The following is a 13,608-nucleotide window of genomic DNA, read 5'->3' as shown; positions in this document are numbered from 1 at the left end:
TTAATGGAGTTAAAACAATTATGGTTAATGACCCGTTGCGTGCATTGGCGGTCGCGTCGCCTCGCGGGCCCGGGCGTGCTAAGCAGGCGCCAACCGGGCAATCGCCCACCCTCCTGGATCAAAGCATGCCGAGCTCGAAACCGCTGATGACCCCATCATCCGGCCCCACCCCTACAAGCGTCGAATCCGCGCTCCGCACGCTGGAGACGGAGAGCGGCGGCATCAACGCGCTCGCAGCCGCGCTGCGCGGCCCGCTGGGCGAGACCTTTGCCAGGGCGGTCGACCTGATCCGCAACGCAAAAGGCCGCGTCATCGTCACCGGGCTCGGCAAGTCCGGCCACATGGCGCGCAAGATCGCGGCGACCTTGGCCTCGACCGGCACGCCGGCCTTCTTCGTTCACACCGCCGAAGCCGCCCATGGCGACCTCGGCATGATCACCGCGGACGACGTCATCATGGCGTTGTCCTGGTCCGGCGAGCAGCCGGAGATGAAGACCCTCGTGAACTATTCGGCGCGGTTCGCGATTCCGATGATCGCAGTGACGTCGAACGCGGCATCCTCGCTCGGACAGGCCGCCGACATCGTGATCGAGCTGCCGAAGGCGCGCGAGGCCTGCCCGCACAATCTGGCGCCCACCACCTCGACGATGATGCAGGTCGCGATCGGCGACGCGATTGCGATCGCTTTGCTCGAAGGCCGCGGCTTCACCGCGCTGGAGTTCGCGCATTTCCATCCCGGCGGAAAGCTCGGTGCGATGCTGAAATTCGTCCGCGACTACATGCGCACCGGCGCGGAGATCCCGGTGAAGCCGGCCGGCACCAAGATGTCGGACGCCGTGGTCGAGATGTCGGCCAAGGGCCTGGGATGTGTCTGCATCGTCAACGAGGCTAACGAGATCGCCGGCATCATCACCGACGGCGATCTGCGCCGCCATATGCGTCCCGATCTCCTGACCGCCTCGGTCGACGACATCATGACGAAGCAGCCCAGGACCGTGCCGCCCTCGATGCTCGCGACCGAGATGATCGAGGTGCTGAACACGCGCAAGATCACGACGCTGGTCGTGACCGAGGCGGACAAGGTGGTCGGCATCGTGCACCTGCACGATCTGCTGCGGGCGGGCGTGGCTTAATCTTTCTTACCTCGCCCCGCCTGCGGGGAGAGGTCGGATCGCATCGCCAGATGCGATCCGGGTGAGGGGGACTCTCCACGAGTCCAACTGCCACCTCCCCCGCGGAGACTCCCCCTCACCCCAACCCTCTCCCCGCAAGCGGGGCGAGGGAGTCTATCGCGGAAACCGCGCCGCCTTGTCCTCCAGCGGCAGTCGCAGCCCGTTCGCCAGATACGACACCGTGCGATAGAAGCCGCACAGCAGCATGATCTCCAGGACCTGCGCCGCATCGTAATGCGCCGACAGCGCGGCGAATTCGGCGTCGGCAAGCGTCGCGCGATGATGCAGCGCGTCGACGGCGGCGATCAGCGCCTGCTCGGCCGGCGACCAGCAGGGTGACGCCGCATCGCCGCGTACGGTGGCGCGGACCTCGTCCTCGGTGAGCTGCGCGGCCCCGGCGAAGATCGCGACATGCACGCCCCATTCATATTCGCAATCGTTCAGCGCGGTCGTCCGGTCGATGACGATCTCGCGCTGGCGCAGGGACAGCGGCCCGGGATCGAGCAGGCCACCGGCGCGAAACTTGTCCCAGGCGCGGGTATGGCCCGCCATCACCCGGAACAGCAGCAGCGGCGGCGCGCCGCGCATGATGCGGTCGAACTGCGCCTGGATCTCCGGGGGATAAGGCGGCGCGAGCGGCGCGATGCGCGGCGTGGCCAGGGACATGGGCCGTCTCCATTGCTACAATTATCGTAGCAGTACGCTACACTATCCGTAGCATCGCGCAAGGACGCATCGATGGCGAAACAGGCCCCTTCCAGGTCACGCAACGTCCGCGGTTCGCGCACCGGACGGCCGATCATGGCGCTGCTGGACTTGCTCGGCCGGCGCTGGTCGTTGCGGATATTGTGGGAATTGCGCGGCACTCCCCTCACCTCCCGCGCACTGCGCACCGCCTGCGACGAAGCCTCGCCCACGGTGCTGCAAGCGCGGCTGAGCGAGTTGCGCGAGGCGGGGTTCGTGGAGCTGGGCGAGGCCGGCGGCTACGGGCTGACACCGCTCGGGCGGGAGCTGTGCGAGACGTTCATGCCGCTGCACAGGTTTGCGGAGAGGTGGGGGAAGTGATGGACTCCCTCTCCCCGTTCTTACGGGGAGAGGGCTGGGGTGAGGGGCTACCTCCGCAAATGCGGTGAGAGATAGATTCGCGGAAGGTCCCCCTCACCCGGATTGCATCTTCGATGCAATCCGGCCTCTCCCCGCGCGCGGGGAGAGGCGAACAGTCGTCACGCCGCCGCCACCGTCAGATTCGCGCCATCCACCCGCACCACCTTCACCCGCGTCCCCGCTGGCGTATCGGGGCCGGCCACGCGCCACACCGTGTCGCCGATGCGCACCGTGCCATTGCCGTCGATGATCGGCTTCTCCAGCGTGAACTCGCGGCCGAGCAGCGCGTCCGCGCGCTTGTTGAGGAAGGGGCTTGCGCCCGTGCCGAGTTTCGGCCGGGCGAGCCGGCGCCACACCGGCACGGCGGCGGCTGCGAACACCGCGAACATCACGAGCTGGATCTGCCAGGACACGGCGACGGTGAACGAGATCAGGCCGACCAACAATGCGGCAAGCCCGAGCCAGAACAGGAACACGCCCGGCGCCAGCACCTCTAGCGCCATCAGGATGAAGCCGAAGATCAGCCAGTTCCAGGTACCGAGCGAAACGAACATGTCGGTCATGACACGACCTCTTTATATTGGCGCATGACCTTATCGGAAAACCGGTATCCACTTTTCCGGGTCATGCGCCGAGCCCTATTGCGGCACCGCGGGCGGCGTCGGTCCGGCCGGCGGCACCGAGCCGCGGCGGGCGGCCGCGGCGGCCGAGGCCGCACTCTCGCCGAACGTCGCCTTGGCGATCTCGCCGATGCCGGCGAGCGAGCCGAGCATGCTCATCGCTTCCACCGGCAGCATGATGACCTTCTGGTTCGGCGAGTCCGCCAGTTGGCCGAATGCCTTGATATACTTGTCGGCGATGAAATAGTTCAGCGCGGCGACGTCACCCTTGCTGATGGCCTCGCTGACCATCTGGGTCGCCTTGGCCTCGGCTTCGGCCAGGCGCTCGCGCGCCTCGGCGTCGCGGAAGGCGGCCTCGCGGCGGCCCTCGGCCTGGAGGATCTGGCCCTGCTTGGCGCCCTCGGCGCGCAGGATCTCGGACTGGCGCGCGCCTTCGGCCTGAAGAATGTCGGCGCGCTTGACGCGCTCGGCCTTCATCTGCCGTCCCATCGCCTCGACCAGATCGGCCGGCGGCACGATGTCCTTGATCTCGATCCGGTTGACCTTCAGGCCCCACGGCGAGACCGCGGCATCGACCACGCGCAACAGGCGCTCGTTGATCTCGTCGCGGTGCGACAGCACCTGGTCGAGATCCATCGAGCCCATCACCGAGCGGATGTTGGTCATGGTCAGCACGATGATCGCCTGCTCGAGATTGGAGACCTCGTAGCTGGCTTTCGCCGCGTCGAACACCTGGAAGAAGGCGACGCCGTCCACCGTGACGGTGGCGTTGTCCTTGGTGATCACCTCCTGCTCGGGAATGTTGATCACCTGCTCCATCATGTTGATCTTGCGTCCGACACGATCGAAATAGGGTACGATCAGATTGAGCCCCGGTGTCAGCGTCTGGGTGTATTTGCCGAACCGTTCGATGGTCCAGTCATAGCCCTGCGGCACCGTCTTCACGCCGGCAATGAGCGTGACGATGACGAGCAATACCAGAACAATCGCGAAAATATCGAAGCCGCTCATATATCCTCCAAGGCGGGAAAAAGCCCTTTCCCGCGCTGTCATTGGTCGGGATGATCACCCTACCGGTTCAGCGGTCGCAATTCACGTCGGCATTCGTGCGATTCTTCACAAGACGCACGGAGAGGGAACGGTCACGATTAAGTATTTGCAAGACACTCTTGAAAGCGCGCAGGCGCAGACCTAGCGACAAAAGTTAACATTTCCAGCCAAACCGCCCGTCATAGGGACCAGCCTATTCGATGACCTCGTTCGCAAGCGCGAGCAGACTGGCGGGAACGGCGACGCCAAGCGCCTTGGCTGCCTTGAGGTTGATCGCAAGCTCGAACTTGGTGGGGTTCTGGACCGGGAGGTCGGCAGGCAGCGCGCCCTTCAGGATGCGATCGATGTAGGAGGCGGCGCGGCGCAGCTGCTCGGTGCTGTCGGTGCTGTAGGACATCAGCCCGCCCTCGTCGACGAAGGTGCGGCTCCAGTACACCGCCGGCACGCGCGCCTCATTGATCGCCGCCAGCAGATGCGCGCGATTGGCCATGGTGAAGAAGTCCGGCAGGATCAGGAAGCCGCCGTCCTTGCGCGAGGCCAGCGCAGCGATCGAAGCGGCGTCGTGCACCGTCGCGGGCTCGACCGCTACGCCGAGCGTGCGCGCGGCGTCCTCGATCGTGCGCAGCATGATGCCGGCGAACGGCGCGGTGGCGGGATTGTACACGACGAAGACGCGGGCGACCCGCGGCGTGACCTGCGTCAGCATCTCCAGCCATTTGCCGGCCAGGGGGCCGTCATAATCGGTGAAGCCGGTGATGTTGCCGCCGGGATGGGCGAGGTTCTGGACAAAACCCTGGCTGACGGGATCGGTCACCACGGCGAACACGATCGGGGTCGTCGCGGTGCGCTTGCGCAGCTCTTCGACGGAGGGCGTGCCGACCGCCAGCAGGATGTCGGGCTTGAGCGCGATCAGCTCGTCCGCAAGCCGCGCGATGCGCGCCCGGTCGCCGCCGCCGCTGCGCCAGTCGACCTTGAGGTTACCGTGCTCCTTCCAGCCATGCCCGGCGAGCGCCTCGACCAGGATGGCGCTGCGGGTCTGTCCGACCGCATCGTCATCGGCCGTGACGGTGAGCACGCCGAGCCGGCGCGTCGCGTTCGACTGCGCCAGTGCCGCCGGCGGCAGCGCGGCGATCGTCCCGAGAAGCGCCAGGACCTCGCGGCGGTTCATCGGGCGCCCCTCAGATCCAGACTCATCATATCCAGCCTTATATCCAGCCTTGGAGCTCGCGCAGCACCAGGGTGCGGATCACGTCCATGCCCGGCTCGCTGTCGTTGAGGCAGGGGATCGCGGAAAACTGCTCGCCGCCATTGTGCCCGAAGATCTCGGCATTCTCCTGCGCGATCTCCTCCAGCGTCTCCAGGCAGTCGGCGGCAAAGCCCGGCGTCACCACCGCGATGCGGCGCACGCCTTCCTTGGCGAGACGCTCCATCGTCTTGTCGGTATAGGGCTGGAGCCACTCGTCATTGCCGAAGCGCGACTGGAAGGTCAGCAGCAGTTTCGAGGCGTCCATCCCGAGCCGGCGGCGCAGCGCCTCGGTGGTGGCGACGCAGTGGCCCTGATAGGGATCGCCCTTGTCGACATAGGATTTCGGCATGCCGTGGAAGGAGGCGACGATCAGCTCCGGCTTGAACGGCAGCGTGGCGAGATGCGCCTCGATCGAGGTCGCGAGCGCCTCGATATAGGCCTCGTCCTCGTAGTAGGGCGGCGTCACCCGCAGCGTCGGCTGCGCCCGCAGGCGGGCGAGCACGCGAAACACCTCGTCGCAGACGGTGGCCGAGGTCGGGGCGGAATATTGCGGATAGAGCGGCACGGCCAGGATGCGTTCGCAGCCCTTTGCGATCAGCGCCTCGATGCCCGACTTGATCGAGGGATTGCCGTAGCGCATCGCCCAATCCACCACGACGTGGTCGCGGTCCAGCAGCGCGGCTGCGAGCTTGTCGGCTTGCGACCGCGTGATGGTCTTGAGCGGTGACTCGTTCTTCTCGGTATTCCAGATCTTCAGATAGTCGAGCGCCTTGGTGCGCGGCCGGCTGCGCAGGATGATCCCGTTCAGCACCAGTTGCCAGATCAGGCCCTGGTCCTCGATGACGCGGGGGTCCGAGAGGAATTCCTTGAGATAAACCCGCACGCCGGGGGCGTCGGCCGTATCGGGCGTGCCGAGATTGACCAGCAGCACGCCGACGCGCGAGGGGCCGGGCTGCGCGGCCCGCTTTGCGGTCTCGATGGGGACAATCGTGGTCATGGTCCGTTGGGTCGCGCGTTGCTCCGAACTTGTCAAGATTGGGCCGGTTTCGCTAGGGTCGGTGCACAGGGGGAGGAACCATGACGCTTGCGGAATGGTGCGTTTTCGGAGCACTGCTGCTCTATCTGGCGACGATAGCCTCGATCAAATGGATCCGGTTTGGCGGCTTCGACAATTCCCGGCCGCGCGATCCCGCCTTCTATGAGGATGCCATCGCGCAGCGCGCGCTCGGCGCCCATCAGAACGGCATCGAGACCTTTCCGTTCTTCGCCTTCGCGGTGCTGCTCGCCGAATTCAGGGACGCGCCGCAGCGGCTGATCGACGAGCTCGCGGTGCTGTTCCTGATCGTGCGGATCGCCTACGTGCTGACCTATCTCGGCAACCGCCCGACGCTGCGCTCGATCCTCTGGAGCATCGGCTTTGCGATCAATCTCGGGATTTTCTTCATGCCGATGTTGAAGCGGTTTTTGCCGGTGTGAGCTTGTCAGAGATCGTAGCCCGGATGGAGCGAAGCGTAATCCGGGGTCCTTCCGCAGCGGCACTGTCCCGGATTGCGCTTCGCTCCATCCGGGCTACGAGGCTTTCGGCTCAAAAACACGTCGTCCGTTCGGCCGCGATGTAGCCGAACAGCAGGCCCGCGCCGAACAGCAGCACGAGACCGGCGGCGCCGAATTCGATGCCGCGCATGAACAGCGCGCCGCCGCCGTCGCGCCCTGCGCTCAGGCGGCCGGCGATGTCCTTGGCGGAGACGGCGATGACCGCAATGGCCGCGACCGTGATCGCGGTGCCGAGCCCCATCAGCAGGGTCGCGGCGATGCCGGCCCAGAACAGGCCCTGGGCGAGCGCGAACACCAGCACCAGGATCGCGCCCGAGCACGGACGGATGCCGACGGTCAAGATCGCGGCAAAACCGCGCCGCCAGCCGCCGGGACCGGCGAGCTCGCTCGGCGCGGGACCGTGGGAATGGCCGCAATGTTCGTCATGGACGTGCTCATGTGCGTGATGGGCGTGGGCGTGACCATGATCGTGGTGACGATGATCATGGCCGTGAGCATGGTCATGATGGTCATGCGCATCATGATGGTGATGGCCGTGATCATGGTGATGCGGCACGCCCGCGATCGCCGGCACCGGCTGCGCGGCCTGGAGCGCGCGAATAAAGGCGCCGCCCTTGACCCAGACTAGGCGCAGGCCGAACAGCGCGATCAGGGCGTAGCTGGCGATCTCGATCGCGCCTTCCGCCTTGCACATGGTTTTCGCCGTCGCATTCAGCACCCAGGCCGAGATGCCGACGATCAGGATCGCCACCAGCGACTGCATCAGGGCCGAGGCAAACGACAGCGCGATGCCGCGCCGCGCGGTCTCGCGGTTGGCGACAAGATAGGAGGCGATCACCGCCTTGCCGTGGCCGGGACCGGCGGCGTGGAAGATGCCGTAGGCAAACGAGATGAAGAGCAGCGTCCACACCGCCGAGCCGTCGGTCTTGGCGGCGCGGATCGTCGCCGACATCTGGCGATAGAATTCCGACTGTTTTGCCAGCAGCCAGCCGATGATGCCGCTGGCCTCGGGTTCGGCCGCCTGCGCGGGGCGCGGCGCGCCGAACGGATTTTGCGCGAGCAGATCGTGAAGCGCGGCATCGGCCACGATCGCGACCAGCAGAACGGCCACGCAGGCGATCAGCCCGCGGGTGAGCAGGGAGAGATGCTGCTTCAAGGGCAATCCACCGTGATCTTGTTGGCGAACATCATGCCGAAATTGGAGTTCTCGCCGTTCAGGAAGGTCTGCTCATTGAGCTTCTGGGCGGTGGCCGAGCCGTCGCTGGGACGGTCGAGCTTCATCTGGCAGCCCGCGGGGGCGCCGACCAGCTTGACCGGGTTGTCCTTGGCCATCTGGAAGTCGATGAAGAAGGAGCGGTCGAACACCTCGAGCACCAATTGCCTGGGCTTGACCGGGTTCTTCAGCGGCAGCGTGAAGTGCAGGGTCAGCACCGTGTCCTTGTAGTCGAGGAAGTAGTCGACCGGCTCCTGGAATCGCTCCTTCTTGCCGTCGGCTCGCGCAAAGGTGAAGTAGGCATATTCCTTCAGCGACTCGACATTGGTCTGCGCCAGCGGCCCGAGTTCCTCGCGCGTATAGGCGCCCTTGGTCTTGCTCTCGAGCCCCTGCACCGCATAGGCCGAGAACATGTCGTCAAACGTCCAGGCGTGGCGCACGCCGGTGATGGTGCCGTCCGCGGCATAGAGCAGCTCGCTGGTCGCCGTGATCCAGACATGGGGATGCGCGCTCGCTGCGCCCGCCGCAAGCGACAGGACGGCGGCGAGCAGCAGCCCGAGAAGGGCGCGCATGCGCATCAGGCCGCCTTCGGGGCGTCGAGCAGGCCGCGGCGGCGGAGCAGCGCGTCGGGCTCCGGCGGGCGGCCGCGGAAGGCCTCATAGGCGGCTTCCGGATCGACCGATCCGCCCGAGGAGTAGATGTCGTCGTGGAGGCGCTTTGCGACCGCCGGGTCGAAGATGTCGCCGGCCTCCTCGAACGCGCCGAACGCGTCGGCGTCCATCACCTCCGACCACATGTAGCTGTAATAGCCGGCGGCATAATGATCGCCGGTGAAGATGTGGCCGAACTGCGTCGGCCGGTGCCGCATCGCGATCTCCTCGGGCATGCCGATCTTCTCCAGCTCGCGCTTCTCGAAGGCGCGCACGTCCTGCGCGGCCGAGGCCGGCTGGGTGTGGAATTCGAGATCGACCAGGGCCGAAGAGACGAACTCGACGGTGGCGAAGCCCTGATTGAATTTTCGTGCGGCCAGGAAGCGTTGCAGCAGGTCGTCGGGCAGCGGCTCGCCGGTCTGATAATGACGGGCGAACTGTTGCAGCACCTCGGGCCGCTCCTGCCAGTGCTCGTAGAGCTGCGAGGGCAGCTCGACGAAGTCGGTGAACACGGAGGTGCCCGACAGCGACGGATAGGTCACGTTGGAGAGCATGCCGTGCAGGCCGTGGCCGAACTCGTGGAACAGGGTGCGGGCATCGTCGGGCGACAGCAGCGAGGGCTCCCCGTCCGCCCCCTTGGAGAAGTTGCAGATATTGAGAACCAGCGGCGCAGTGTCGCCGTCGAGCTTCTGCTGGTCGCGCAGCGAGGTCATCCAGGCGCCGGAGCGCTTTGACGGCCGGGCGAAGTAGTCGCCGTAGAACAGCGCCTTGTGCTTGCCGTCGCGGCCCTTCACTTCCCAGACCCGGACGTCCGGGTGCCAGACGGGCACGTCCTTGCGCTCCGCGAAGGTGATGCCGAACAGGCGCGTGGCGCAGTCGAAGGCCGCGTCGATCATGTGATCGAGCGCGAGATAGGGCTTGATCGCGGCGTCGTCGAAATTGGCGCGCTGGAGGCGGAGCTTCTCGGCGTAGAAGCGCCAGTCCCAGGGCGCGAGCTTGAAATTGCCGCCCTCTTCCGTGATCAGCGTCTGCATCTCGTCGCGATCGGCGAGCGCCCGGGCGCGAGCCGGCTTCCAGACGCGCTCGAGCAGGCCCCGCACCGCATCCGGCGTCTTGGCCATGGAGTCCTCGAGCCGGTAGGCGGCGAAGGTCGGATAGCCCAGCAGCTTGGCGCTCTCCTCGCGCAGCTGCAGGATCTCGACGATCGTCGCGTTGTTGTCATTGGCGTTGCCGTTGTCGCCCCGCGCGGTGAAGGCCTTGTAGACCTTCTCGCGCAGGTCGCGCCGCGCCGAGCTCTTCAGGAACGGCTCGACCGAGGAGCGCGACAGCGTCACGATGGCCTTGCCGGCCATGCCGCGCTCGTCTGCCGCGGCCTTGGCGGCGGCGACGAAACTCTCCGGCAGGCCCTGGCGATCGGCCTCGCCGAGCTCCATGAACCACTCCTGCTCGTCGCCGAGCAGATGATGGCTGAAGCCGGTGCCGAGCTGGGCGAGCTTCTCGTTGATCTCGGCCATCCGCGCCTTGGCCTCCTCGGAGAGGCCGGCGCCCGAGCGGTGGAAGCGGGTGTAGGTGCGCTCGAGCAGGCGGAGCTGCTCGGGATCCAGACCAAGATTGGCGCGGTTCTCGTGCAGCTGGGCCATGCGGCCAAACAGCACGGCATTCATCATGATCGGATTCCAGTGCCGCGCCATCCGCAAGGAGACCTCCTTGTCGATCTCCAGGATGGCCGGGTTGGAATGCGCCGAGACGAGGTCGTAGAAGACGGAAGCGACTTTGTTCAGAAGCTTGCCGGAGCGCTCCAGCGCCGTGATGGTGTTGGCGAAGTCGGCCGCGGCCGGATCATGGGCGATCGCCGCGATCTCGGCGGAATGGTCGGCGAAGGCCTGCTCGAAGGCCGGGAGGAAGTGCTCCGGCCTGATCTCGTCGAAGGGCGGGGTCGCGAACGGCGTCACCCAGGCCTTCAGCAGCGGGTTGGTCTCGGGGTCCGTAGTTTGGCGGGGGTCTGACATCGCAAGTCCCGGTTTTTGAGGCTCGATTGTTGGGGGCCAGCTATAGCACGCGATGGGGCTTTTTTGGGCCATTTGGCCTTGCTCCCGCCCGCCTTTTCGGGGAGATTGCGGCCCTCGAAGCCTAGGACCCCTGAGCTCATGAACGCGCCTTCCTCGTCCTCCCGCCAGATCGTCTGGCCGAGCGTCATCACCGTCATCAGCGCCGCCATCCTGATCGGCGCCGAAGTGTTCGGCGCGGCGTTTGCCGGTGGTTGGGCGCTCGCGATCCTGTTCGGGCTCGGCGATCAGGGCGCACACATCCTTCAGGCCGTGCTGTTCGCACTCGGCGTGCTCGTGATGACCGCCTTCATCCGCGCGGCTCAGCGCGTCGAGCCCTTCACCAAGCGCGGCTGAAGCGTGCACGCGCGCGAGACGCGCGCGCGGCGCAGAAAAACTTAACGCCTGTTCATCTTCCCCGTCGCTCGCGCAACACAGCGCAAGCAGATGTTAGGTAATCTTGTCGCCAGCCTAAAAAAATTCTTGCGATCGAGATTCAAAACGCTTATGTGCGTTCTTGCCCAATTTCGCACGTGCCTGTGGTCGTGTGTCAGTCGGTAGGTATCCGGACAAGAGGCCGGACAGCCGCCAAGGGGTGAAGAAGCCGAGGGGCTCTTCGGAAGTGCGGAAGTCGAAAGACCCAAGCAAACCCGGAGCGTCCAGCATCTCTCTCAAAGAGATGCCTTGTCGAAGGTGACTTCACTTTTTGCAACCGTGACTGGCAGCCGGAGGCGAACCGGCGCACCCCGCTCTCAACGGGGGACGCGACTTAAAGCAACGACGGATCGGGCTTTTTTGGTCTCTACCGGCAGTCCAACGCCGGCGCGGGCTACTGAAAAGGCTTGTCCTTCATTGCCAGGTGTGCGGGCGGGAAATTCCCAACCAATCCACGGCAGCACAGTCTGATGTGAGTCTTTGGCTCGTCACGCCTCCATCGCGTGATCTGGCCGGAGCGCTCTTATCCGACGTCATTTTTTGAACGGATCCCCGTCGCTGGGCCGTTTGGGAGAGTGCTATGACCGAACGTATTCAGGAATTCCTGCGCAACCGCCGCAGCGAGGGCCGGGACACCGAGCCTTGCCTCGTCGTCGACCTCGAGGTCGTGCGCGACAATTACCAGAGCTTTGCCAAGGCGCTGCCCGACAGCCGCGTGTTCTATGCCGTCAAGGCGAACCCGGCGCCGGAAGTGCTGGCGCTGCTCGCCTCCATGGGCTCCTGCTTCGACACCGCGACGGTCGCCGAGATCGAGATGGCGCTGGCCGCTGGCGCTACGCCCGACCGCATCTCCTTCGGCAACACGATCAAGAAGGAGCGCGACATCGCGCGCGCCTTCGCGCTCGGCATTCGCCTGTTCGCAGTCGACTGCGCCGCCGAGGTCGAGAAGGTTTCCCGTGCCGCTCCCGGCGCGAAGGTGTTCTGCCGCATCCTCTATGACTGCGCCGGCGCCGAGTGGCCGCTGTCGCGCAAGTTCGGCTGCGACCCGGAGATGGCCGTCGAGGTGCTCGACGTCGCCAAGCGCCTGGGCCTGGAGCCGTGCGGCATCTCGTTCCATGTCGGCTCGCAGCAGCGCAAGGTGAAGGCGTGGGACCGCGCGCTGGCGATGGCCTCGCAGGTGTTCCGCGACTGCGCCGAGCGCGGCATCAACCTGACCATGGTCAACATGGGCGGCGGCTTCCCGACCAAGTACCTGAAGGACGTGCCGCCGGTCGTCACCTACGGCCGCTCGATCTTCCGCGCGTTGCGCAAGCACTTCGGCAACCAGATTCCGGAGACCATCATCGAGCCGGGCCGCGGCATGGTGGGCAACGCCGGCATCATCGAATCCGAGGTCGTGCTGATCTCGAAGAAGAGCGACGAGGACGAGGTGCGCTGGGTCTATCTGGACATCGGCAAGTTCGGCGGTCTCGCCGAGACCATGGACGAGTCGATCCGCTACGCCATCCGCACCCCGCATGACGGTGCGGACATGACGCCGTGCGTGCTCGCGGGCCCGACCTGCGACAGCGCCGACGTGCTGTACGAGAAGAACCCGTATCCGCTCCCGGTGACGCTCGAGATCGGCGACAAGCTGCTGATCGAAGGCACCGGGGCCTATACGTCGACCTACTCGGCGGTGGCGTTCAACGGCATCCCGCCGCTGAAGACCTATCACATCTGATCCGCCTCTTGTTCTGAGGCCTGACGAACCCGGGAGCCGGCTTGCCGGCTCCTCCCTGACATTTCGATTTCTGACGACGCCTTGGACCGGCGTGCTTCGCGCACGCAGGTCCAAGCGGGGACTGACGCGCCATGACTGCTTTTCGGAAGCCACAAGTCGCCCTCACTTCGAAAGCCGCTCCGTTCGCGATCCGTGCGGAACGTGCTGCCGACGTCGCCGCCCGTGAAGCGCTGCTGGATGCCTCCTTTGGCGAGAACCGCCATGGCCGCACCTGCCAGCGCCTGCGCGACGGACGTGCACCCGCCGCCGGCCTTGCGCTGGCCGCCGTGCACGAGGGACAATTCGTGGGAACCGTGCGTCTCTGGCACGTCAGCGCCGGAGGCAGGCCCGCTCTGGTCCTCGGACCACTGGCGGTCGATCCTGCCTGCCGCGAGCTCGGGATCGGCGCCGCGCTGATGCGACAAGCGCTGGCCGCCGCCCGGGCGCGCGGGCATGCCGCCGTGATCCTGCTCGGCGATGCCCCCTATTACGCCCGCTTCGGCTTCTCGGCTGAGAAGACCGGCGCACTGGTGCTGCCCGGCCCGTTCGAGCGCGACCGCCTGCTGGCGGTCGAATTCGAGGCCGGTGCGCTGGATGGCGCCGAGGGGATGATCGCCCCGACCGGCGAGGCCCTGCCCAAACGGAGGGTAGTTCGCGCCCTCCAGGCGCACGCGGCCTAAGGGATCGTCATGATGGCGACGACCGAAGCCGCGTTGAGCGGCAACGTCCGGCCGCGCCTGCCCTAAGCTCCGTTCCT

14 protein-coding genes are annotated in these 13,608 nt (G+C 66.0%); 6 read left to right on the top strand and 8 right to left on the bottom strand.

Annotated elements, in window-relative coordinates:
* Positions 1-125: 125 nt before the first annotated feature.
* The gene (locus tag ACXJMY_RS00755) at positions 126-1,133 is read left to right on the top strand and encodes a KpsF/GutQ family sugar-phosphate isomerase (RefSeq protein ID WP_456617400.1); all 1,008 of its coding nucleotides are present in this window, start codon (positions 126-128) and stop codon (positions 1,131-1,133) included.
* Between the two features lie 153 nt (positions 1,134-1,286).
* On the opposite strand, the gene ACXJMY_RS00750 is transcribed toward ACXJMY_RS00755, so the two are convergent.
* On the bottom strand, positions 1,287-1,838 hold the full coding sequence (locus tag ACXJMY_RS00750; RefSeq protein ID WP_456617399.1) for a carboxymuconolactone decarboxylase family protein: 552 nt from the start codon (positions 1,836-1,838) through the stop codon (positions 1,287-1,289).
* A gap of 72 nt (positions 1,839-1,910) precedes the next feature.
* On the opposite strand from ACXJMY_RS00750, the gene ACXJMY_RS00745 reads away from it, so the two are divergent.
* Positions 1,911-2,237, top strand: a complete 327-nt coding sequence (locus tag ACXJMY_RS00745) for a winged helix-turn-helix transcriptional regulator (protein ID WP_456617398.1) — start codon at positions 1,911-1,913, stop codon at positions 2,235-2,237.
* 158 nt (positions 2,238-2,395) lie between these two features.
* On the opposite strand, the gene ACXJMY_RS00740 is transcribed toward ACXJMY_RS00745, so the two are convergent.
* The 4 genes from ACXJMY_RS00740 to hemH form a co-directional block, all read right to left on the bottom strand.
* Positions 2,396-2,839 (bottom strand): NfeD family protein, encoded by a 444-nt coding sequence (locus ACXJMY_RS00740; protein ID WP_456617397.1) that lies wholly within the window; start codon positions 2,837-2,839, stop codon positions 2,396-2,398.
* A gap of 75 nt (positions 2,840-2,914) precedes the next feature.
* Positions 2,915-3,907, bottom strand: a complete 993-nt coding sequence (locus ACXJMY_RS00735; RefSeq protein WP_456617396.1) for an SPFH domain-containing protein — start codon at positions 3,905-3,907, stop codon at positions 2,915-2,917.
* 232 nt (positions 3,908-4,139) lie between these two features.
* Complete coding sequence (locus ACXJMY_RS00730) at positions 4,140-5,114, bottom strand: ABC transporter substrate-binding protein (RefSeq protein WP_456617395.1); 975 nt, start codon at positions 5,112-5,114, stop codon at positions 4,140-4,142.
* A gap of 37 nt (positions 5,115-5,151) precedes the next feature.
* The gene (gene hemH / locus ACXJMY_RS00725; RefSeq protein ID WP_456617394.1) at positions 5,152-6,189 is read right to left on the bottom strand and encodes a ferrochelatase; all 1,038 of its coding nucleotides are present in this window, start codon (positions 6,187-6,189) and stop codon (positions 5,152-5,154) included.
* Between the two features lie 80 nt (positions 6,190-6,269).
* On the opposite strand from hemH, the gene ACXJMY_RS00720 reads away from it, so the two are divergent.
* Positions 6,270-6,668, top strand: a complete 399-nt coding sequence (locus ACXJMY_RS00720; RefSeq protein WP_456617393.1) for an MAPEG family protein — start codon at positions 6,270-6,272, stop codon at positions 6,666-6,668.
* 109 nt (positions 6,669-6,777) lie between these two features.
* Here the strand turns inward: ACXJMY_RS00720 and ACXJMY_RS00715 are convergent, their stop codons facing one another.
* From ACXJMY_RS00715 to ACXJMY_RS00705, 3 genes are read right to left on the bottom strand one after another with little or no spacing between them, the layout of a single operon-like run.
* A complete protein-coding gene (locus tag ACXJMY_RS00715; protein WP_456617392.1) occupies positions 6,778-7,902 on the bottom strand; it encodes a nickel/cobalt transporter in 1,125 nt (374 codons plus the stop codon).
* Complete coding sequence (locus ACXJMY_RS00710; protein WP_456617391.1) at positions 7,899-8,537, bottom strand: DUF1007 family protein; 639 nt, start codon at positions 8,535-8,537, stop codon at positions 7,899-7,901. Before ACXJMY_RS00710 ends, ACXJMY_RS00715 begins: the two co-directional genes overlap by 4 nt.
* The gene (locus ACXJMY_RS00705; protein ID WP_456617390.1) at positions 8,537-10,618 is read right to left on the bottom strand and encodes a M3 family metallopeptidase; all 2,082 of its coding nucleotides are present in this window, start codon (positions 10,616-10,618) and stop codon (positions 8,537-8,539) included. Before ACXJMY_RS00705 ends, ACXJMY_RS00710 begins: the two co-directional genes overlap by 1 nt.
* A 138-nt stretch (positions 10,619-10,756) precedes the next feature.
* On the opposite strand from ACXJMY_RS00705, the gene ACXJMY_RS00700 reads away from it, so the two are divergent.
* The 3 genes from ACXJMY_RS00700 (at position 10,757) to ACXJMY_RS00690 (ending at position 13,531) form a co-directional block, all read left to right on the top strand.
* Positions 10,757-11,011: a hypothetical protein gene (locus ACXJMY_RS00700; RefSeq protein ID WP_045004054.1), complete on the top strand. Its 255-nt coding sequence runs from the start codon at positions 10,757-10,759 to the stop codon at positions 11,009-11,011.
* Positions 11,012-11,669: 658 nt separating this feature from the next.
* Entirely contained in the window at positions 11,670-12,812 is a 1,143-nt protein-coding gene (locus ACXJMY_RS00695; RefSeq protein WP_456617389.1) for a type III PLP-dependent enzyme, read from the top strand.
* A 131-nt stretch (positions 12,813-12,943) separates the two neighbouring features.
* Complete coding sequence (locus ACXJMY_RS00690; protein WP_456617388.1) at positions 12,944-13,531, top strand: GNAT family N-acetyltransferase; 588 nt, start codon at positions 12,944-12,946, stop codon at positions 13,529-13,531.
* Positions 13,532-13,608: the final 77 nt, after the last annotated feature.

Source organism: Bradyrhizobium sp. P5_C12, from assembly GCF_054049735.1.
Note: the sequence above shows the minus strand (reverse complement) of the source record. Positions and strands in the feature narration are given on the sequence as shown.